This window comes from Ciceribacter lividus (assembly GCF_003337715.1).
In the GTDB taxonomy this organism is placed as follows: domain Bacteria; phylum Pseudomonadota; class Alphaproteobacteria; order Rhizobiales; family Rhizobiaceae; genus Allorhizobium; species Allorhizobium lividum.
Genome location: NZ_QPIX01000001.1, coordinates 746,500 through 766,197, shown reverse-complemented (window position 1 = coordinate 766,197; position 19,698 = coordinate 746,500). Strand labels below are relative to the sequence as shown.

The window sequence follows — 19,698 nt, the reverse complement described above, 5'->3', positions numbered from 1 at the left end:
GTCCCCTCGCCCCGCGCGCGGGGAGAGGGCTAGGGTGAGGGGCAATATTGCGCCTCGACACACGCCCCCTTGACGGAACGGTTCGCCGCAGCAACATGCGGCGAACCGTTTTTCATCAGGCCTTTTCATGCTCGACACCATCGCACGCTTCTCGCGCAGATCCCGCGTCCTCGCCCACGGCGACTACCAGGACGCCAAGCACCTTGCCGACTACGTGGCGCTGATCTCGCGGGTGATCTTCATCTCCGCGCTTTCGGCGATCATCCTCCGCCACGCCAGCGGCGCAACCGCCCGCGCCTTCCTCTACTATCCGCTCGCCCTCGGCATGGCGGTCCTCGTGCTGCACCTGATGAAGCACATCTACTGGATGACCTACGACTATGTGAGCTCGTGGTTCGGCTCGCCGGAGAGCGATCTGCGCGAGGTGCTCGTCTTCGTCGTCTCGGTCATCGCGACCATGGTGGTCATCCTCGGCATCACCGGGCTCTACATCGACATCCTGACGAGCACGATCAATATCGGCGCCTGGATCACCACCACCGACCAGCCCTGACATTTCGGCCCCGGCACACCTTCGGCGCTTGCGTCCCGGCGCTTGCGCGGGCAAAAGTCCGGCGGACGCATCTCCATGTCGGAAATTGACGCACGTCAGCCGCCGGACCCGTGCAGTCTATCGAGAATGGCCGGCCCGCGCCGGCAATGACGTTCGCACAGGAAAGACGAGTTCGACATGAGCGAAGGCCAGTCCAGGGATCCTCTCATCCTCTTCATGCCGTCCGGCAAGCGCGGCCGCTTCCCCGTCGGTACGCCGGTGCTGGAGGCCGCCCGCCAGCTCGGAGTCTACGTCGAGAGCGTCTGCGGCGGGCGTGCCACCTGCGGCCGCTGCCAGGTCGAGGTGCAAGAGGGCAGTTTCGCCAAGCACGGCATCGTCTCGTCGAACGATCATATCTCGCCCGTCGGCCCGAAGGAGAAGCGCTACGCCGAAGTGCGGACGCTCCCCGAAGGCCGCCGCCTCTCCTGCTCCGCGACGATCGAGGGCGACCTCGTCATCGACGTGCCGCAGGATGCCGTCGTCAATGCCCAGGTGGTGCGCAAGGCGGCGAGCGACCGTGTCATCGAGCGCAATCCGGCCGTCCATCTCTGCTATGTCGAGGTCGACGAACCCGACATGCACAAACCGCTCGGCGATCTCGACCGCATGAAGGTCATGCTGGAGAAAGACTGGAACTATAAAGACTTACAGGTTGAACCTCATCTTCTTCCCGAAGTCCAGAAGATCCTCCGCAAGGGTAACTGGTCCGTCACCGCGGCGATCCACCGCGACAGCCCGACCTCGCGCCCGACCATCATCGCCCTCTGGCCGGGCCTGCACAACGAGGCCTACGGCCTTGCCTGCGACATCGGCTCGACCACCATTGCCATGCACCTCGTCTCGCTGCTGTCGGGCCGCGTCGTCGCTTCGTCGGGCACGTCCAACCCGCAGATCCGCTTCGGCGAAGACCTGATGAGCCGCGTCTCCTACGTGATGATGAACCCGGACGGGCGCGAGGCGATGACGAAAGCCGTCCGCCAGGCGGTGTCCGAACTCGTCGACAAGGTTTGCGCCGAAGGTGGAGTCTCGCGCTCCGACATTCTGGACAGCGTCTTCGTCGCCAATCCGATCATGCACCACCTCTTCCTCGGCATCGACCCGACCGAACTCGGCCAGGCGCCGTTCGCGCTCGCCGTTTCCGGCGCCGTCGCTTGCGAGGCGAAGGACATCGAGCTTGCGCTGAACCCCGGCGCCCGCACCTACCTTCTCCCCTGCATCGCCGGCCATGTCGGCGCGGATGCCGCCGGCGCCACGCTGTCGGAAGGCCCGCACCGCCAGGACCGCATGATGCTGCTCGTCGATGTCGGCACCAATGCCGAGATCGTGCTCGGTAACCGAGAGCGAACGGTCGCCGCCTCCTCGCCCACTGGCCCGGCCTTCGAGGGCGCGGAAATCTCCTGCGGCCAGCGCGCCGCCCCCGGCGCCATCGAGCGCGTGCGCATCGACGCACAAACGCTCGAACCCCGCTTCAAGGTGATCGGCGTGGACCAGTGGTCGGACGAGGAAGGCTTTGCCGAAGACGCGGAAAAGACCGGAATCACCGGCATCTGCGGTTCGGCGATCATCGAGGTCGTCGCCGAAATGTATCTTTCCGGCGTCATCTCCGCCGACGGCGTCGTCGACGGATCGCTTGCCGCGAGAAGCCCGCGCATCCTCGAAAACGGCCGCACCTTCTCCTACCTGCTGCACGAAGGTGCGCAGAAGATCACCGTCACCCAGAACGATGTCCGCGCCATCCAGCTCGCCAAGGCGGCACTCTACGCCGGCATCAAGCTGCTCATGGAAAAGCAGGGCGTCGAAACCGTCGACACCATCCGCTTTGCCGGCGCCTTCGGCTCCTTCATCGATCCGAAATACGCCATGGTGCTGGGCCTCATCCCCGACTGCGACCTTTCCGAAGTCAAGGCGGTCGGCAATGCCGCGGGTACCGGCGCGCTGATGGCGCTCCTGAACCGCGACCACCGCCGCGAAATCGAGGAAACGGTGAGGCGCATCGAGAAGATCGAGACGGCGCTCGAACCCCACTTCCAGCAGCTCTTCATCGACGCCATGGCGCTGCCGAACAAGGTCGATCCCTTCCCGAAACTCGCCGCCGCCGTCACGCTGCCAGAGCGCAAGCTGCTCGCCGAGGGCGACGGCGAAGGCGGCGGACGCAGGAGAAGACGCAGCCGGGAGTGACGGTCGCGGCCGTAGATTGCCCGCAGAAGCAGGCAGTCGCCAGACGATGCCATCCGGCGACGTTCGGTCAGAAGGCTGCCTTGAGGCCGAGACGGCCGGTATAGGCCACGGATTCGTCGGTATAGATCGTGCCCTCGATGCCCCCGTACACGCTCATAGCGTCCTTAATCTGGACATCGAACGAAGCGCCGAGACGGAGGCCTGCAACATTGCGGGCGGTCGTGTCGTTGAGCGTGAACTCCGTCCCGTCGAGGCTCGCTGCGTAACCGTCGTCTCCGAGGTGTTGTGTGTCGACGACGGCCCCCGTCAGCGTGAACGCGGCTGCTCGGCCGGATCCCAGTACGGCCCTGCGGGTCAGATCCATCTGCAGACGACCTTCGAGTGCGTGGGTGTCGCGGGCATCGTAGCTGATGTTCTGTGATGAACCGCTTTCCGTGTAGCCCTCGTAGAACGAGCCGACATAGCGCAGCTGCGCGCTTGGCGTGAGTGCCCATCCGGAGGCCACATCATAGCGCTTCGAGACAGAAACTTCCGGCGAGACGTACCAGCCCCAGAAATTGCCTTCTGCCCATTCGCCACCGTTGACCGCGCGGCGCGCGTCACTCTCGATGGCGCCGACGGTCAAGGACGCACTGACGACGAAACCGTTGACCGGAACGGCGCCATAGAGACCGGCGAATCCGGTCTGTCCATCGATCGAGTTGCTGACGTTGCTGAGATCGGCATTGACGGCGCCGCCACCGGCGAAAGCGCCGACGCGCACCTCACCCGACTGGCGGTCCACGCCTGCCATCAGCCCGTAGTGATAGATGGCACTCTCGAAACTGTCGGACGTGTCCGGTTGGTGCCGGCCACCGCCGAAGGCGCGGGTCCAGAACAGGTTGCCGGATCGGTCGAGGGCAACGCCCTCGCCGATACGCGCGATGGCCTGCTGTGCGGGACTGGCCTGCTTCAGCTCGCCATAGGCAAGCGGCTCCAGGCCGGGCACGCTGCCGCCGATTTCATCCGGCCGCTGCAGGTCGAGCGAGAGAATGGTCCCGATCACGCCAGAAACGGAATTGGTATACTGGCTGGCGATGTTGGCGACCGGCGTGGAGGACACGACATTGATGGTCCCGGTCGTGTCCGCGTTGCTCAACACCACGACCTGCGACGGGTTGTCGAGAATGATGCTGTTCTCCGCGGCGAGGTAATCAGCGACGGGGATCCGGTAGCTGCCGGCGCCGAAGGTGGTCGTGTTGCCTGTACTGTCGTTGTAGTCCACCACCCCCTCGAACACTGCGTTCGGCAGGATATTGAGCGTATTTCCGCCGCCATCGTAGACGAAGAGAATGGAGGCTTCGCCACCGCTGATCGTCCCCGATGTGGTGATGGTGTTGCCGGAACCCGCGAGAAAAACGCCGGCCAAAGCCCCGGAAATCGTTCCGCTGTTGGTCAGCCGTCCGCTGGACCACAAGTCGACCCCCACGTCTTCGACGGCTTCAATGGTGCCGCTGTTTTCGACGTCGATCCGCCCGCCGGCGGTCGTGGCTTCGATGCCGCCCCAGCCCGTGATATTGCCGCTGTTGACAATCGAGATGTCCCCGAGGTCGCTCACGGCTGAAATAGCGACCTCCCAAGGGGCTAAGAGCGTGCCGGTATTCGTGATCGATATGTCGCCGGAGGCTCCTGCTCTTGCCGCAATGGCGGGCGATCCGTCATCGTTGCCTGCCCAGCCGTTGTTGATGATCGTGATATTGCCAGCTGCGCTGTAGGCCACTATTGCAGTGTTGTAACCGGTTTTTACCGTTCCGGAGTTGTAGATCGATACGTCTCCCCACTCAGAGTCGGCCAAAAGCCCCACCCCGTCGGAGCTTGCGATGGTCCCGGTATTCGTTATGGTTACGACGCCTTCATAGGTCTTGGCGTCGATGCCCGTCGAAAGGGCGTCGATCACGCCATTGTTGACGATCGACGTCGCTGCGCCAGGCCTGCCGAAATCGTCGCCAAAGGCTTTGATCCCGCTGCCCGTCGCCGAAGTCACGTAACCATTGTTGACGACCGACGTTTTGCCGCCGTACGTCTTAACGAGGATGCCCGGACCGTCCGGCGCCGCCGTAACTGCCCCGTCGTTTACGACCGAAATATCGCCGCTATCATCTTGGACCAGCGAAATCGTACCGTATCCGCCGGATGACGTAATGGAGACGTCCTCTCCGATGTAGACGTCAAGTGTGTGATTAGGAGCGAACGTGTCGAAGTACACCGCGCTGTCGTCGGGATTATAGATCGTGGTGTTGCCGGTGATCGTCAGCGTCTGCGTCGCCGGCGTCTCCGATGACGTGACCACTCCCAGCTCGACGCGGACCGTGCTTTCATCCGTGATCGTCAGTGAAGATGTGCCGGCGTACGCAAATCCGCCAATGAGGTCGGCGTCGCAACGGGTACTGGCAAAGGGTCCGGAAAAGCTGCAGCTCGCCAGCGCTTGCCCCTGCCCGACCGGCACCAAGGCCGTGGTTGTCGAAAGGGAAAGGAGGAAGCCGGATCTTTTGAAGAGGGTGCGAACCGTCGGGTAAAAGGCGAAAAACATCTTCTTGAGTCTCGAAATGACAACAGTTTCTCAACGCCTTAGCTGCCCGCATCGCGGCACGCAACGACATCACCGCAACAATCAACAGTTGCGTCATTTTTGCATCAGATATGATGACACTGATTTGAACCAGCACCGGAACGAGGCAGTCCGAGCTATCCCTCACGCAGCACCCCAACCCACCGCGCGGCCGCGGTGGCGAGCACCTCTGCGGGAAAGCCGGAGAAGCCGATCACGAGCCCCTGCCGGCCTGCGCCGCCCTGATACAGCGGCGAGAGTGCGCGCAGCCCGAAGCCGTGCGCGGTGGCGAGGAGCACATGTTCGGCATCGCTGCGGCCGGGCGGCGCCTCCACCACCATGTGCAGGCCCTGCTCGGGCGTCGTGACCGCCATGCCGGCATCCTCGAGCACGCCGATCAGCGCATCGCGGGCCGCCCGCACGCGCCGGCGGGCGCGCTTCAGATGCGAGGCGAAATGGCCGTCGCGCAGGAATTCGGCGAGTGCGCTTTCAAAGAGCGTCGAGGGGAAGCGGTCGGTCAGCCGGCGCACATCGAGGATACGACCGACGAGCGGCCGCGGCACCACCATGTAGCCGATCCGGAAGCCCGGCATCAGCGTCTTCGAAAAGGTGCCGACATAGATCACGCGCCCGTCACCGTCGATGCCCTGCAGCGAGGTGAGCGGCGGCCCGGAAAAGCGGAACTCGCTGTCGTAGTCGTCCTCGATGACGAAGGCGTCGTTGCGCCGCGCCCAGTCGATCAGCTTGAGCCGCCGCGGCATGGTGAGCGTCACGCCGAGCGGATACTGGTGCGACGGCGTCACATAGGCGGCACGCGCCTGCGGTTGCAGCGCCTCGCCGGCGGCCACGTCCATGCCCTCGGCGTCGACCGGCACTGCCGTCAGGGCGAGACCGGCGGCCGCAAGTGCTGCCTTCGCCATCGGATAGCACGGATCCTCGACCCACACCGGATCGCCCGGCCGCAGAAGCGAGCGGATCACGAGATCGAGCGCCTGCTGGGTCCCCGAGGTCACGATCACCTGGTCGGCCTCACAGCGCACCCCGCGCGCCGCGCGCAGATAGGCGGCGATCTCGACCCTCAGGTCCTCGCCGCCCGCCGGATCGCCGTAATGATAGTGCCGGGCGGAGGGTTGCGTCAGGTGCCGGTTGATGAGGGTGCGGAAGGTCCGGATCGTCGTCTCGTCCGCCGTCGAGCAGCCGAGCGCACCGGGAAGCGGTCCTTGCGGTTCCGCCGGACGTGTCCGCGCCCGGACCGGCTGGCCGCCGGTGTTCGGCACGGCGCGGGCCACATAGGTTCCCGCCCCCACCCGCGCCTCGGCAAAGCCGTCGGCGATCAGCATCTCGTAGGCCGCCACGGCCGCGCCCCGCGAAAGCGAGAACCGCGCGGCGAGATCGCGCGTCGTCGGCAGCTTGGCGCCGGGCGGCAGCCCGCCCTCCTCGATGAGCCGTCGGATTTCCGCGTAGAGCGCCTGCGGTCGCGCACCCTCCTCCGGCAGCACCGGTATGAGGATCGACCAGTCCGGCGGATTGGTTCGCAAATTATCCATGAAAGTGGACCTGTTTCAGACCAATAGCGTTCGGCTAGCTGTGGCTCGAAACTGCCAATCACGCAAGCGAGAATCCGCAATGAACGACCAGCCGAGACAAACCGCCTTCCCCGTCAGCCCGAAAAGCCGCATCAGGCGCCTGCACGAGCGCGGCAGCTACGACCGCACGGTGATCTATCCGATCCTCGACGCCGCCTTCCTCTGCCACGTCGCCTACGTGATCGACGGCCAGTCCTTCTGCACGCCGACCATCCACTGGCGCGAGGGTGACCGGCTCTACTGGCACGGCTCGTCGGCAAGCCGCATGCTGCGGCAACTGAAGGAGGGCACGCCCGTCTGTCTCACCGTCAGCCATCTCGACGGCCTGGTGCTCGCCCGTTCCGGCTTCCACCATTCCGCCAACTACCGCTCCGCCATGTGCTTCGGCACGGCGCGCATCGTCGACGAGCCTGAAGAAAAGGCGCGCGCGCTGAAGGCGATCGTCGACCGCTTCTATCCCGGCCGCAGCGGCGAACTCCGCCCCGACGAGGCGCAGGAACGGAAGGCGACCATGGTCATCGGCATGGAGATCGAGGAAGCCTCGGCGAAGGCGCGCGCCAAGGGCGTGGGCGACGACGAGGCCGATTACGGCCTCCCCGCCTGGGCGGGCGTCATCCCCGTGACGACGGTGATCGGCGCGCCGGAAATCTCGCCCGATGTTCCGCCGGGCGTCGCCTTTCCCGCCCATCTCGCGCATTTCCGCGAGGGGCGCAGGCTGGATGACGTTCTTACCGAAAGCCAGTCGCTCTACGAGCACATGGCCGGTACCGATTGAGATGTCAGGCCGCCATACCGATCATCTCGGAATAGGCGTAGCGGATGCTGTCGGCGACCGCGTCGATCGTCTCGGAGCTTTCGGGGCCCTTGAGCAGGCGCACCTCGAAGCTGCCGAGATCGGGAAGCCCGTGCTTGGAGCCGAGCGCCACCATGTCGGCGGTGAGGTAGCTGCGCGGCAGCGGCGCGACGGCGAGGTCGGCGATCACGGCCGCGCGTTGCGCCATGCTGTGGGCGGAGAGATAGGCGATCCGGTAGGAGCGCTTGTCGCGGTCGAGCCGCGAGAGCGCGTCCGCCCGCCAGCAGCAGCCGTCCTCCCAGATCGACACCGGCAGCGGATCGCGCAGATGCGCCGTGCCGCATTTGGCCGCGGCCCAGACCAGCTGTTCCTTGTGCACCACCTCGCCCTCGATCGAGGTCGTGCCGGGTGCCGTGTTGATGAGCGTCAGGTCGAGGCGCTGTTCGGCGAGCCGCCGGCGCAGCGCCCCGCTGCTGTCGACGGTGAGATCGACCATGATCAGCGGATAGACCTCGGCGAAACGCTTGAGGATCGTCGGCATGAACCGTTCGCCGATGTCGTCCGGCGCGCCGAGGCGCACCACGCCCTTCATTTCCGGCATGCGGAAGCGGCCGACCGCCTCGTTGGAAAGCGTCAGCATCCGCCGGGCGTAGGGCAGCAGCGTCTCGCCGCTCTCCGTCAGCGTCACCGAACGGGCGTCGCGCAGGAAGAGCGTAGCGTTCAGCTGCTCCTCGAGCTTCTTGATCTGCATGGAAACCGCAGACGGCGTCCGGAAGACGGCATCCGCCGCGGTGGTGAAGCTGCCGGTCTCGGCGATCGCGACAAACGTTCTCAGCACGTCGTTGTCGAGCAGCGGCAGGGGCTGGCGCATTGTCAGAGTCATCTTCGGCTCCGTCGGTTAGTTAAATCAAATAATTTGAATGTAACTGACATATCATTTCGTTTGATTGAATGTCAATCGCGGTTCATCCTCTCCTCATACAGTCAACGCTGAAGGAGGAAACCATGCGGTTCACATCGCTCTCGCAGAAAATCCCGGATCTCGGCGTCACCCGCGCGCTGAGGAAGATCGCCGCCCGCAACGCGCGCCGGCGCAGCATCCGGCAGATGGAATCCCTGCCACGCTCCCTGCAAAGGGATGTCGGCTGGCCCGAGATCGCCCGTCGGGCGGAGGCTGACGATCGGGAAATGCATAACTGGATGTGATTTCTGACATCAGAAACATTCGTTTGATTGATGAATAGACAGGGCGCATACCGGTAACGTCCGCAGCGCAGGCGTTGCGGAAACAAGGAGATCACCATGAGACTGGCAAGCTTCGGTACCACCATCACCGGCAGCCGGACATTCCGGCGGCCGCTCTCCCTGGCCGCGCTGGCGGCCCCCTTGGGCTCCGCTGCGACGCAGCTGCGCCGCTGGCAGAACCGTCGCCGCACGGAACGCGCGCTGGAAGGCATGCCACTCGACCTGCGCAAGGACATCGGCTGGCCGTCTGCCGGTCCGCAGGAACGCCCCGTGCGCTCCATGCGCTCACGCGCCTGATTGCGACATGGCGGCGGCCCGCCCGCCGCCGCCGCCCGCCGGCAGGCGCACGCACGCATCCCGGAGATGTGTGTGCAATGCCCTGCAATTCCCGGGATATCCGCCCGCAGTCCCGGTTTGCCGCCGCAACGGGACGCAGGACGGCCGTCATGCATCAGGAAATGTCGCTATTTCGCACCTCGCGGAGTGCGGATGTCGCTTTTATTTCCATTCGCGTCGCTTTAAGGATATCGAGGTGACCGTTTCCCAGCGAGGAATATGGTATCGCCGCCTGATCCGGATTGCCGCCATGAGCAAAAACCCACTCAAGAAACGTTCCCTGGTCTTCTTCCTCGTGCCGCAGTTCACGCTGCTGCCGTTCGCCGGCGCCGTCGAGACGCTGCGCATCGCCAACCGCATGCTCGGCTACGACGCCTACGAGTGGCGCATCGCCTCCGCCGACGGCCAGCGGGTGCTCTCATCGAGCGGCATCGGCATAGAGGTCAACACCTCGCTTGCCGACGAGCGCCGCTTCCTCTCCGGCGAGAGCCGGCCAAGCATGGTGCTCGTCTGTTCCGGCATCGACGTCGAGACCTTCGCCAACAAGTCGGTCAACGCCTGGCTGCGCGAAGCCTACAACCGCGGCGCCGCCGTCGGCAGCCTCTGTACCGGCGCCCATGTGCTGGCCCAGGCCGGCCTCCTCAACGGCAAGCGCTGCGCCATCCACTGGGAGAACCTGCCCGGCTTCTCCGAAAGCTTCCCGCAGGCGGAGGTCTATGCCGATCTCTACGAGGTCGACGGCAATCTCTACACCTGCGCCGGCGGCACCGCCTCGCTCGACATGATGCTGAACCTCATCGGCCAGGATTTCGGCGAGGGCCTCGTCAACCGGGTCTGTGAGCAGCACCTCACCGACCGCGTGCGCAGCCCCAACGACCGCCAGCGCCTGCCGCTCAGAGCCCGCCTCGGCGTACAGAACGGCAAGGTGCTGTCGATCATCGAACTCATGGAAAGCAATCTCTCCGAGCCGCTGTCGCTGCTCGATATCGCCGACCATGCAGGCCTGTCCCGCCGCCAGATCGAGCGCCTCTTCCGCCAGGAGATGGGCCGCTCGCCCGCCCGCTACTATCTCGAAATCCGCCTCGACCGCGCCCGCCACCTCCTGGTGCAGTCGTCGATGCCGGTCGTCGAGGTGGCGGTCGCCTGCGGCTTCGTCTCCGCCTCACATTTCTCCAAGTGCTACCGCGAGGTCTACAACCGCTCGCCGCAGCAGGAGCGGGCCGAGCGCAAGCTGATGTCGGCGCGTGCCGCGGCAGCGACGACGGCGGTGGCGGCGTAAGCCGCCGCCTTCAGCCGTAGAGGCTCCAGAAGAAGCGCAGCGAAACCACGACCAGGAAGGCGGCGAAGCCGAATTCCAGCTGACGCTTGCTCATCGCATGCGCCAGTCGCGCGCCCATCGGTGCCACCACCATCGCCACCGGGATGATCAGCGCAAACGCGATCCAGTTGACGAAGCCGGTGGAGAGCACCGGCAGCCCCGTCTCGCCCCAGCCGGCCGCGATGTAGCCGATCAGCGCCGGGATCGAGATCAGCACGCCGACACCCGAAGATGTCGCCACCGCCTGGTGGATCGGCCGCCGGTAGAGCGTCATGAAGGTGTTGTTGAGCACACCGCCGCCGATCCCCATCAGTCCCGAAATCAGCCCGAATCCCGTGCCGACGGCGAAGCGCGCCGGCTCGCCCGGCAGGTCGTCGCCGAGATGCAGGCGATTGCTCAGGAAGATCATGCGGGCGGCGAGCATGAGCGCGATCACCGCGAAGATCAGCCGCAGCATTTCGCTGGAGGCATGCGAGGCGACGACCGTCGCCAGCACCGCGCCCAGCGGCACCGCGACGATCCAGCCCTTCAGCAACTCCATGTCGACCACGCCGCGCTTGCGGTGCGCCGTAAAGGAGCGGATAGAGGTCGGCACGATGATCGCCGTCGACGTCCCGACCGCCAAATGCATGGTCACCGCCGGATCGATGCCCACATAGCCGAAGACCTGGTAGAAGACCGGCACCAGAACGGCGCCGCCGCCGATGCCGAGCAGTCCTGCCAGAAGGCCGGCCAGCGCCCCGGCGAAGACCAGCAGCACGGCGAACAAGACGAGATCGGGCACGGTGGACATGGGCATTCCTTCGGCGCCCGGCACGGTTGGTCGGAAGATGGAGGCAGCGCCGGCATTGATCGCGCAACCTCTCCGGCCGTGACGGGTCAGGTATCGGTTTTCGGCCGCGGGCGGAATCGGACCCGATCCGCCGAACGCATGGCCTCTCTTGTTCACGGGTTTAGTCTATCGCGCCGCCGGTGCAAGGCCGCACGGGGCGCTTGCAGTACGCCCGTCGCACCACGACGGCTAAAGGTCGCCGTCCGTCGTCTGCGGCGCCCCCGGCTGCAGCAGAACCGGATTGTCGGTGCCGATGCCGTCGATCACCGGCTGGTCGGTATTGCCCTCGGCGATCGTCATCGGCCCGGTCGGCACAGGTTCGGCCGTCTCTTCCGCCGCGACTTCTCCGCCCGCCACGCCGAGCCCGGCATCGATATTGATCCCTTCTTCGGGAATGGCGTAGGCACCGGCGGAGGCCTGTTCGGGGGCGGCAAGCCCGTCCCTACCCGCGGCGTCCGTCGTGCCGTCGCCGGCATCGTCGAGCGGCGCACTCGCGACCGGCACGGTCGCCGCCTGAGCGCCGGTCGTCCCTGCGAGGTTGGGTGTGTCGAGATAGTCGATCGCCTGCGCACCGCCGTTGCGGGCCCCTGCTGCGGAATAGGCGCTCTCGGCGACGTCCTCGCGGTCGACACGGCCGACCCGCCCGATCAGCCGGCGGCCGGAAGTCTCCGCCCCGACCGGACCTTCGAGCATCACCGAGTCGGAAGTGTCGCCGATCACGGTCGGCGGGATCAGTTCGTCCGACATGCAACCGGCCAGCGCCGTTCCGGACGCCAATACCAGCATCGAACGCTGCAGAAAGGAAACGAACGCCATACCAGCACCACTCTGCCGCCGCCGGCCATCCGGCACATTCGCCTCTAAGCTTACGGCCAAGCCGTAAACGTTTCGTTGTCCCGGCCCACGCCGGGCGGCGGACCGCACCTGTCGCAGGCTTGCGTCGAGGACAAGCCTCCCCTTCGCGGGTTGCAATTGCGAAGATGGACGATTTTGCCTAAGCAAGGTCGGGCAGCAGGGACCCGCGCCTTAGCGGCGCGACCTGTGGCAGACGACGGATGAAAGCGAAGGAGCAGACGTCATGACCGATACCGCCAAGCCCCGCGGCGAACTCACCCTCCGCACACTTGCGATGCCCGGCGACGCCAATGCCGCCGGCGACATCTTCGGCGGCTGGGTCATGGCGCAGATGGACCTCGCCTCCGGCATCCGCGCCGCAGAGCGCGCCCGCGGCCGCGTCGTCACCGCCGCGGTCAAGGAAATGGCCTTCGACATGCCGGTGAAGATCGGCGACACGCTCTGCGTCTATACCGACATCGCCAAGGTCGGCCGCACCTCGATCACGCTCTCCGTCGAGGTCTGGGCGCAGCGCTATCTCACCCACACGATGGAAAAGGTCACCGCCGCCACCTTCGTCATGGTGGCCCTCGACGCCGCCGGCAAGCCGACCCCGGTTCCGGCAGCCTGATCGGCTGCCGCTCTCCCCCGAAGGGCGCGCCGACTCGCCTCTCCCCTTGCGGGAGAGGTTACAAAATCACGGTCTTGGCGAAGCCAAGTCGTCGATTTTGCTGGTGAAGGAGTCGGTATCGAGCCGTCCAACTCTCCCGCCGTCACTCCGGCCCTGAGCCGGAGTCCAGCCGGCGAGCGTCCGCGAGCCGAAAGGACTCTCTTCGCCACCGACGACGCCCTCCCGCGACCGGCAACGCGGCGTGAATCCTCGGGGTCAAGCCCGAGGATGACGACCTTTCCTGTGTCGCAAGGGGTGCCTTACCGTGAGGTCTGCGCAAGCCCCGGCATCGGACTTGAGCGCTGCATCAGCCTCCCCGATCGCGTCACGGTGCTACAAGGCTTCTTTGGGCACCACGGTCACCCCACACTCCCGTCATCCTCGGGCTTGACCCGAGGATCCACGGGCGCGCGCCGTATCCTTCACCTACGCCCGGAAGATCAGCGAGGCGCCGAGCGCGATCAGCGCGAAGCCGGCGGCGTGCCCCCAGGTCAGCGATTCCTTCAGCCAGAAGACCGAGAAGCCGGAGAAGACCAGCAGCGTGATTACCTCCTGGATGGTCTTGAGCTGGGCTGCGGAATAGACCTGCGCGCCGATGCGGTTCGCCGGCACCGCCAGGCAGTATTCGAAGAAGGCGATCCCCCAGCTGACGAGGATCGCGGCGAAGATCGCGCTGTGGCGGAATTTCAGGTGCCCGTACCAGGCGAACGTCATGAACACGTTGGAAAGGGACAGCAGCACGATCGGCCAGATCGCCGCCGGATTGAGAAGAGTGGGCATGGAACACCGCAATGACTGAGTGGGAGCAAGACCGGTCGATCGCTGCCGCGAATCGCCGGAACGGCGATCAAACTGGCCGAACGGCGGCGAAATACCAAGTCCTTTCCGGTGCGGTGCAGCAAACGCATCCGATCGATCTCCCCCCTTGAGGGGGAGATGTCGCGAAGCGACAGAGGGGTGCGCGCGACGGAAACCGTACCGCCTGCCTCCTGGAGATCAATGTCGCACCCTGCGTCAATCCGTCACCGCCGTTAAGCGAATTTTATTACACGCACCCCATGCTGGCGGAGAAAAGATTGTCCCGGACAAGACACGAAAAACGGACGGGCGGGGGGAAGAGTGGATACGCATAACGGTTCCCGTAAGGAACAGCATCAGGCCGAACTGGTCCGCTTCCAGGCAGACCTGATCATGTCCAGCCACACCTCGACGCTGCTCTTCAACGGCTTCATCACCCTTTCCACGGCCGGCATTACGGTCCTCAACCATGGTACCTCGCTCGGCGTGATCATATGGGCCGCGATCGTGCTGCTGACGCTCGCCTTCCGCTATGCCTCAGCCGCCGGATGCATACGCAGCGGCATGATCGAACGCCGGCCCGGCGACGTCCTGACCCTGCTCTCCTTCGGCGCCTTCGTCTCCGGCCTCGCCTGGGCCGCTCTGCCGTTCTCGGTCGAAGGCTTCGACGGTTCCGGTCGCGACGCCGCCCTCTTCCTCATCATGGTCGGTACGGCCTCCGGCGCGATCATCAAGGGTCTCGGCTATAGCCAGCTGGCCATGGCCTTCGCGACGCCGCTGCTGCTCTCCATGCTGGTCTCGCTGGTGCTCTCCGGCAACTCCGCCTCGCTGGTGCTTGCAGCGAACGCCGCCGCCCTGACGACAGTCCTCTACCGTCATAGCCTTTCGGCCGAGCAGGTGTTCTCGAGCAACGAGCTCGCCAAGCTCCAGGCGACCGATCTCGCCCTCTCGCTTTCCGAAGCCCATGGCGACATCCTGCGCAAGAACGGCCGCCTCGAGGTCCTCGCCAATTGCGATCCCGTCACCGGCCTTGCGAACCGGACGCACTTCAACGGCCGCCTCGGTGGGGATGTCGCCCGCGCTGTCGCCGTCGACGAGCCGGTCGCCCTGTTGCTCCTCGATCTCGACCGCTTCAAGTCGATCAATGATTCCTTCGGTCACAGCGCCGGCGACGCCGTGCTGCTGGAAGTCGGCAAGCGTCTGCGGCGGGTGGTCGGCGACGATGGCCTCGTCGCCCGGCTCGGCGGCGATGAATTCGGCATCATCCTCACCGGCAGCAATGCGCGCCGGCGCGCGCTTTCCTATGCCCAGCAATTGCAGGATGCCAGCCAGGAGCCGGTGCCGGTCGGCGGCACCAGCTCGGTGATCGGCCTCAGCATCGGCCTCGCTTGCTTCCCGGCCCAAGCGTCGAGCGCGGAGGAACTCATGGCCTTCGCCGACATGGCGCTTTACGAGGCCAAGGACCACGGCCGCCGCCGCATCCGCGAATTCGACCCGGCGCTGAAGGCGCGCATCGAGCGCCAGCACGCGGTCGAACAGGACCTTGCCGACGCGATCCGCAACGGTGCCGTCGAGGCCTGGTTCCAGCCACAGGTCCGGCTCGACAACGGCGCCGTCACCGGCTTCGAGGCGCTGCTGCGCTGGACCCATCCGCGCCTCGGCCCGATCTCGCCGCCCGAGGTCGTCCAGGCCGCCCATTCGCAGCACCTTGCCGAAGCGCTGAGCGAACATGTCGCGACCGCGGCCTGCGACCTGCTCACCCGCCTGCCGGCGCTCGGCCTGCCGGAGGCGACCGTCGCCCTCAACATCTCGCCGCGGGAGTTCTCGCTCTACTGCATCGCCGACATGCTCGGCCGGGTCGCCGGACCGCGCGGTATCAATCCCGCCCTGCTCGAGATCGAGATCACCGAGGAGGCCACGCTCGACACCGAAGGCGCCGGCGAACAGCTGAAGCGGCTGGAAAATGCCGGCTACAAGCTCGCCGTCGACGACTTCGGCATGGGCCATTCCTCCCTCGCCTACCTGATCGACCTCAAGGTCGACCGGCTGAAGATCGACCGCAGCTTCGTCAAGGGCGTCGCCGGTTCGCGCACCAACCAGAGCCTCATCGCCGCCCTCGTCGGCCTCGGCCACGCGCTGGCGCTCGACATCGTCGTCGAGGGCGTCGAGACGGCCGAAGATGCCGAGGTGCTGGCGCTGCTCGGCTGCCGCGTCGCCCAGGGCTACCATTTCGCCCGGCCGATGCCGTGCGCCGCCCTCGTCGGCTGGCTCGGCGCGGATCGTCCCGCCGCGCTGGAGGACGGCCGCGCGGTCGCCTGACCGAAGGAAGCGGCGCCGCCTGCGGATGGTGGGCCGCGTCCTGACAGTTCCTGTCAGCAGGCTACGTCATGTTTCCTTTTTGTACTCGTTTTTTCGCCGCCGCCCCTTTCCATCCGCCGGCCATTTCTCCATATTCGGCGCATGGCCAAGACACCGAAAGATTCCGCCGCCCGCCCGGGCGAAGCCCGGCAAGGGCAAGTGCCCGTCGCGGACAATTCCGCGCCCCGCAGGTCGGCCAGCCCGCAGGGCGATGCGGCCGTGAATGCAAGGAATGGATTCAAAGAGGCGCCGCAGGCTGCGTTCGAGGGCGCTCCGCTCGCCGGCTCCGTCGCCGACTGGGTGAAGCAGCTCGAGGCGGAGGCGGAAGCCTCCTCCGTCGAGAGCCAGCGCGACATCGCCTCGAAGGCCGGCAAGCACCGCAAGAAGGTCGAGAACGAGGCGCGGAAACAAACCGAAAAGGTTACCGCCTCCAAAACCTCCCGCGGTGTCTCCATCGGCGCCTCCTCCGACCCGAAGACCCGTGCCGCCGCCGGCCTCAATCCGGTCGCCGGCCTCGACGTGTCGCTGGAGGAGGCCGGTGCGCTCGCCAAGGGCGGCGTCACCGCCACCGTCGACGCCCTTTCGAAGCTGATCGAGAGCGGCAATCCGCTGTTCAAGAACGGCGAGATCTGGGTGCCGCACCGCCCCGCCCGGCCGGAAAAGTCCGAAGGCGGCATCGCCATCCGCATGCAGTCCGACTACCAGCCCGCCGGCGACCAGCCGACCGCCATCAAGGACCTCGTCGAGGGCCTGAATTCCGGCGACCGCACCCAGGTGCTGCTCGGCGTCACCGGCTCGGGCAAGACGTTTACCATGGCCAAGGTGATCGAGGCGACGCAGCGCCCTGCCGTCATCCTCGCGCCCAACAAGACGCTCGCCGCCCAGCTCTATTCGGAGTTCAAGAACTTCTTCCCCGACAACGCGGTCGAATATTTCGTCTCCTACTACGACTACTACCAGCCGGAGGCCTACGTCCCGCGCTCCGACACCTATATCGAGAAGGAATCCTCGATCAACGAGCAGATCGACCGGATGCGCCATGCCGCCACCCGCGCCATCCTCGAGCGCGACGACTGCATCATCGTCGCCTCGGTCTCCTGCATCTACGGTATCGGCTCGGTCGAGACCTACACGGCGATGACCTTCCAGATGTCGGTCGGCGACCGGCTCGACCAGCGCCAGCTCTTGGCCGACCTCGTCGCCCAGCAGTACAAGCGCCAGGACATCAACTTCACCCGCGGCTCTTTTCGCGTCCGCGGTGATACCATCGAGATCTTCCCCGCCCACCTCGAGGATGCCGCCTGGCGCATCAGCATGTGGGGCGACGAGATCGAGGCGATCACCGAGTTCGACCCGCTGACCGGCCAGAAGACCGGCGACATGCAGACGGTGAAGATCTACGCCAACTCCCACTACGTCACGCCGCGGCCGACGCTCAACGCCGCCATCAAGGCGATCAAGGACGAGCTGAAGCACCGCCTCGGCGAGCTCGAGGCCGCCGGCCGCCTGCTCGAAGCCCAGCGGCTGGAACAGCGCACCCGCTACGACGTCGAGATGCTCGAAGCCACCGGCTCCTGCGCCGGCATCGAGAACTATTCGCGCTACTTGACCGGCCGCAAGCCCGGCGAGCCGCCGCCGACGCTCTTCGAATACATCCCCGACGACGCGCTGATCTTCATCGACGAGTCCCACGTCACCATCCCGCAGATCGGCGGCATGTATCGCGGCGACTTCCGCCGCAAGGCGACGCTGGCCGAATACGGCTTCCGCCTGCCGTCCTGCATGGACAACCGCCCGCTTCGCTTCGAGGAATGGGACGCCATGCGCCCGCAGACGGTCGCCGTCTCCGCCACCCCCGGCGGCTGGGAGATGGATCAGGCGGGCGGCGTCTTCGCCGAACAGGTCATCCGTCCGACCGGCCTCATCGACCCGCCGGTCGAGGTCCGCGCGGCCAAGACCCAGGTCGACGACGTGCTCGGCGAGATCCGCGACACGGCGCTCAAGGGTTACCGCACGCTGGTCACCGTGCTCACCAAGCGCATGGCCGAGGATTTGACCGAATACCTGCACGAGCAGGGCGTCCGCGTCCGCTACATGCATTCCGACATCGACACGCTGGAGCGCATCGAGATCATCCGCGATCTGCGCCTCGGCGCCTTCGACGTGCTCGTCGGCATCAACCTCTTGCGCGAGGGCCTCGACATCCCCGAATGCGGCTTCGTCGCCATCCTCGACGCCGACAAGGAAGGCTTCCTGCGCTCCGAAACCTCGCTGATCCAGACCATCGGCCGCGCCGCGCGCAACGTCGACGGCAAGGTCATCCTCTATGCCGACAACATCACCGGCTCCATGCAGCGGGCGATGGACGAGACGGCACGCCGCCGCGAGAAGCAGATGGCCTACAACATCGAGCACGGCATCACGCCGGAATCGGTCAAGGCCCGCATCTCCGACATCCTCGATTCCGTCTACGAACGCGACCATGTCCGCGCCGACATTTCCGGCGTCGCCGGCAAGGGCTTTGCGGCAGGCGGCAATCTCGTCGGCGCCAACCTCCAGGCCCACCTCAACGCGCTCGAAAAGCAGATGCGCGACGCCGCCGCCGACCTCGATTTCGAGACCGCCGCGCGGCTCCGCGACGAGATCAAACGCCTCAAGGCCGTCGAACTCGCCGCCATGGACGACCCGATGGCAAGGCAAGAGGCACGGACGCAGGAAACGTCGAAGGGCGGCAGCATACCCCTTCTCCCCGCTGGCGGGGAGAAGGCGCCCGACAGGGCGGATGAGGGGCAGCCCCGCATCTCCCTCTCCTCGCGCTCGAAGACCGGCCGTGCCCGCGGCGCCGGCCGCGAGTCGATCTCCCCCCCTGAGGGGGAGATGTCCCGGCAGGGACAGAGGGGGGTATCCCCCGATGAAGCGTCCGCCGATCACCCCCCTCTGTCGGCTACGCCGACATCTCCCCCTCAAGGGGGGAGATCACCGGAGCAAGCGTCCTACTTCGCCAAGCCGTCGCTCGACGACATGGGCCCCGGCACCGACCTGCCGACACCGGCCGGCCGCTCGCTCTTCCGCAAAAACACCCTCGACGAAATGACCGTCGGCCGCACCGAGAAACCGGTGACCGGCAAGGTCCCCGAGAGGCCGGGGGCCGAACCGGGCCGCAGCCCGGTCTCCCCCCTTGTGGGGGGTGAGGAGCGGTCGGCGAAGCCGAGCAATCGATCCAGCGAATCGATTGCAGCAACGAACGCCGGCAGGACAGAGGGGGGTGCCCCACGCTCAGGGTCCGACGACCCCCGCCCCATCATCCGCGCCCGCCCCGGCGCCGGCTCCTACGAGGACCCGGCGGACCAGAAAAAGAAGGCCCGCACCAAGGGCAAGACCGGCCGGCCGGGACGGTGAGGCACACGCGACGCCCTCCTCTCCCCTCGAGGGAGAGGATAGTTCGCCCCAAGAGGCGAAGCCGATTGGCGCGGCGAACTTGGTGAGGGGGTCTTTCCGCTGAACCAGCAATACCCCCTCACCAACAAAATCTAACACTTAGCCTTCGGCTAAGCTGTTGATTTTGTAACCT

General features: G+C 66.0%; 15 protein-coding genes. 9 read left to right on the top strand and 6 right to left on the bottom strand.

Translation table 11 applies throughout. The features are described 5' to 3' along the window. The first annotated feature begins 127 nt into the window (after nt 1-127). Together DFR48_RS03685 and DFR48_RS03680 are read left to right on the top strand one after the other, a co-directional pair. Nucleotides 128-553, top strand: a complete 426-nt coding sequence (locus DFR48_RS03685) for a hypothetical protein (protein WP_114361747.1) — start codon at nt 128-130, stop codon at nt 551-553. A 177-nt stretch (nt 554-730) separates the two neighbouring features. Then, nucleotides 731-2,770, top strand: coding sequence for an ASKHA domain-containing protein (locus tag DFR48_RS03680; RefSeq protein WP_114361746.1), 2,040 nt, complete (start codon nt 731-733; stop codon nt 2,768-2,770). A gap of 67 nt (nt 2,771-2,837) precedes the next feature. Here DFR48_RS03680 and DFR48_RS03675 read toward each other — a convergent pair whose 3' ends face one another. Both DFR48_RS03675 and pdxR read right to left on the bottom strand, forming a co-directional pair. Next, a complete protein-coding gene (locus DFR48_RS03675) occupies nt 2,838-5,339 on the bottom strand; it encodes an autotransporter family protein (protein WP_114361745.1) in 2,502 nt (833 codons plus the stop codon). Between the two features lie 155 nt (nt 5,340-5,494). Next, nucleotides 5,495-6,904, bottom strand: coding sequence for a MocR-like pyridoxine biosynthesis transcription factor PdxR (pdxR, locus tag DFR48_RS03670; RefSeq protein ID WP_114361744.1), 1,410 nt, complete (start codon nt 6,902-6,904; stop codon nt 5,495-5,497). A gap of 79 nt (nt 6,905-6,983) precedes the next feature. On the opposite strand from pdxR, the gene DFR48_RS03665 reads away from it, so the two are divergent. Continuing rightward, entirely contained in the window at nt 6,984-7,718 is a 735-nt protein-coding gene (locus DFR48_RS03665; protein WP_114361743.1) for a pyridoxamine 5'-phosphate oxidase family protein, read from the top strand. 4 nt (nt 7,719-7,722) lie between these two features. Here DFR48_RS03665 and DFR48_RS03660 read toward each other — a convergent pair whose 3' ends face one another. Then, nucleotides 7,723-8,619, bottom strand: a complete 897-nt coding sequence (locus DFR48_RS03660; protein WP_114361742.1) for a LysR family transcriptional regulator — start codon at nt 8,617-8,619, stop codon at nt 7,723-7,725. A 122-nt stretch (nt 8,620-8,741) separates the two neighbouring features. On the opposite strand from DFR48_RS03660, the gene DFR48_RS03655 reads away from it, so the two are divergent. The 3 genes from DFR48_RS03655 to DFR48_RS03645 all read left to right on the top strand — a co-directional run bounded on the left by DFR48_RS03655 (nt 8,742) and on the right by DFR48_RS03645 (nt 10,596). Then, nucleotides 8,742-8,942, top strand: coding sequence for a hypothetical protein (locus DFR48_RS03655; protein WP_114361741.1), 201 nt, complete (start codon nt 8,742-8,744; stop codon nt 8,940-8,942). Nucleotides 8,943-9,038: 96 nt separating this feature from the next. Next, on the top strand, nt 9,039-9,278 hold the full coding sequence (locus DFR48_RS03650) for a hypothetical protein (RefSeq protein ID WP_114361740.1): 240 nt from the start codon (nt 9,039-9,041) through the stop codon (nt 9,276-9,278). Between the two features lie 289 nt (nt 9,279-9,567). Next, on the top strand, nt 9,568-10,596 hold the full coding sequence (locus DFR48_RS03645; protein ID WP_114361739.1) for a GlxA family transcriptional regulator: 1,029 nt from the start codon (nt 9,568-9,570) through the stop codon (nt 10,594-10,596). A 10-nt stretch (nt 10,597-10,606) separates the two neighbouring features. Here the strand turns inward: DFR48_RS03645 and DFR48_RS03640 are convergent, their stop codons facing one another. Together DFR48_RS03640 and DFR48_RS03635 are read right to left on the bottom strand one after the other, a co-directional pair. Further along, a complete protein-coding gene (locus tag DFR48_RS03640) occupies nt 10,607-11,428 on the bottom strand; it encodes a sulfite exporter TauE/SafE family protein (protein WP_114361738.1) in 822 nt (273 codons plus the stop codon). Between the two features lie 228 nt (nt 11,429-11,656). Continuing rightward, nucleotides 11,657-12,283, bottom strand: a complete 627-nt coding sequence (locus DFR48_RS03635) for a hypothetical protein (RefSeq protein WP_114361737.1) — start codon at nt 12,281-12,283, stop codon at nt 11,657-11,659. Between the two features lie 262 nt (nt 12,284-12,545). On the opposite strand from DFR48_RS03635, the gene DFR48_RS03630 reads away from it, so the two are divergent. Beyond that, a complete protein-coding gene (locus DFR48_RS03630) occupies nt 12,546-12,932 on the top strand; it encodes an acyl-CoA thioesterase (RefSeq protein ID WP_114361736.1) in 387 nt (128 codons plus the stop codon). 465 nt (nt 12,933-13,397) lie between these two features. Here the strand turns inward: DFR48_RS03630 and DFR48_RS03625 are convergent, their stop codons facing one another. Then, nucleotides 13,398-13,751 (bottom strand): DMT family protein, encoded by a 354-nt coding sequence (locus DFR48_RS03625; protein WP_112689455.1) that lies wholly within the window; start codon nt 13,749-13,751, stop codon nt 13,398-13,400. A 339-nt stretch (nt 13,752-14,090) separates the two neighbouring features. On the opposite strand from DFR48_RS03625, the gene DFR48_RS03620 reads away from it, so the two are divergent. Then, nucleotides 14,091-16,088, top strand: a complete 1,998-nt coding sequence (locus DFR48_RS03620) for a putative bifunctional diguanylate cyclase/phosphodiesterase (RefSeq protein WP_245415509.1) — start codon at nt 14,091-14,093, stop codon at nt 16,086-16,088. A gap of 141 nt (nt 16,089-16,229) precedes the next feature. Next, on the top strand, nt 16,230-19,526 hold the full coding sequence (gene uvrB, locus DFR48_RS03615) for an excinuclease ABC subunit UvrB (protein ID WP_114361735.1): 3,297 nt from the start codon (nt 16,230-16,232) through the stop codon (nt 19,524-19,526). Nucleotides 19,527-19,698: the final 172 nt, after the last annotated feature.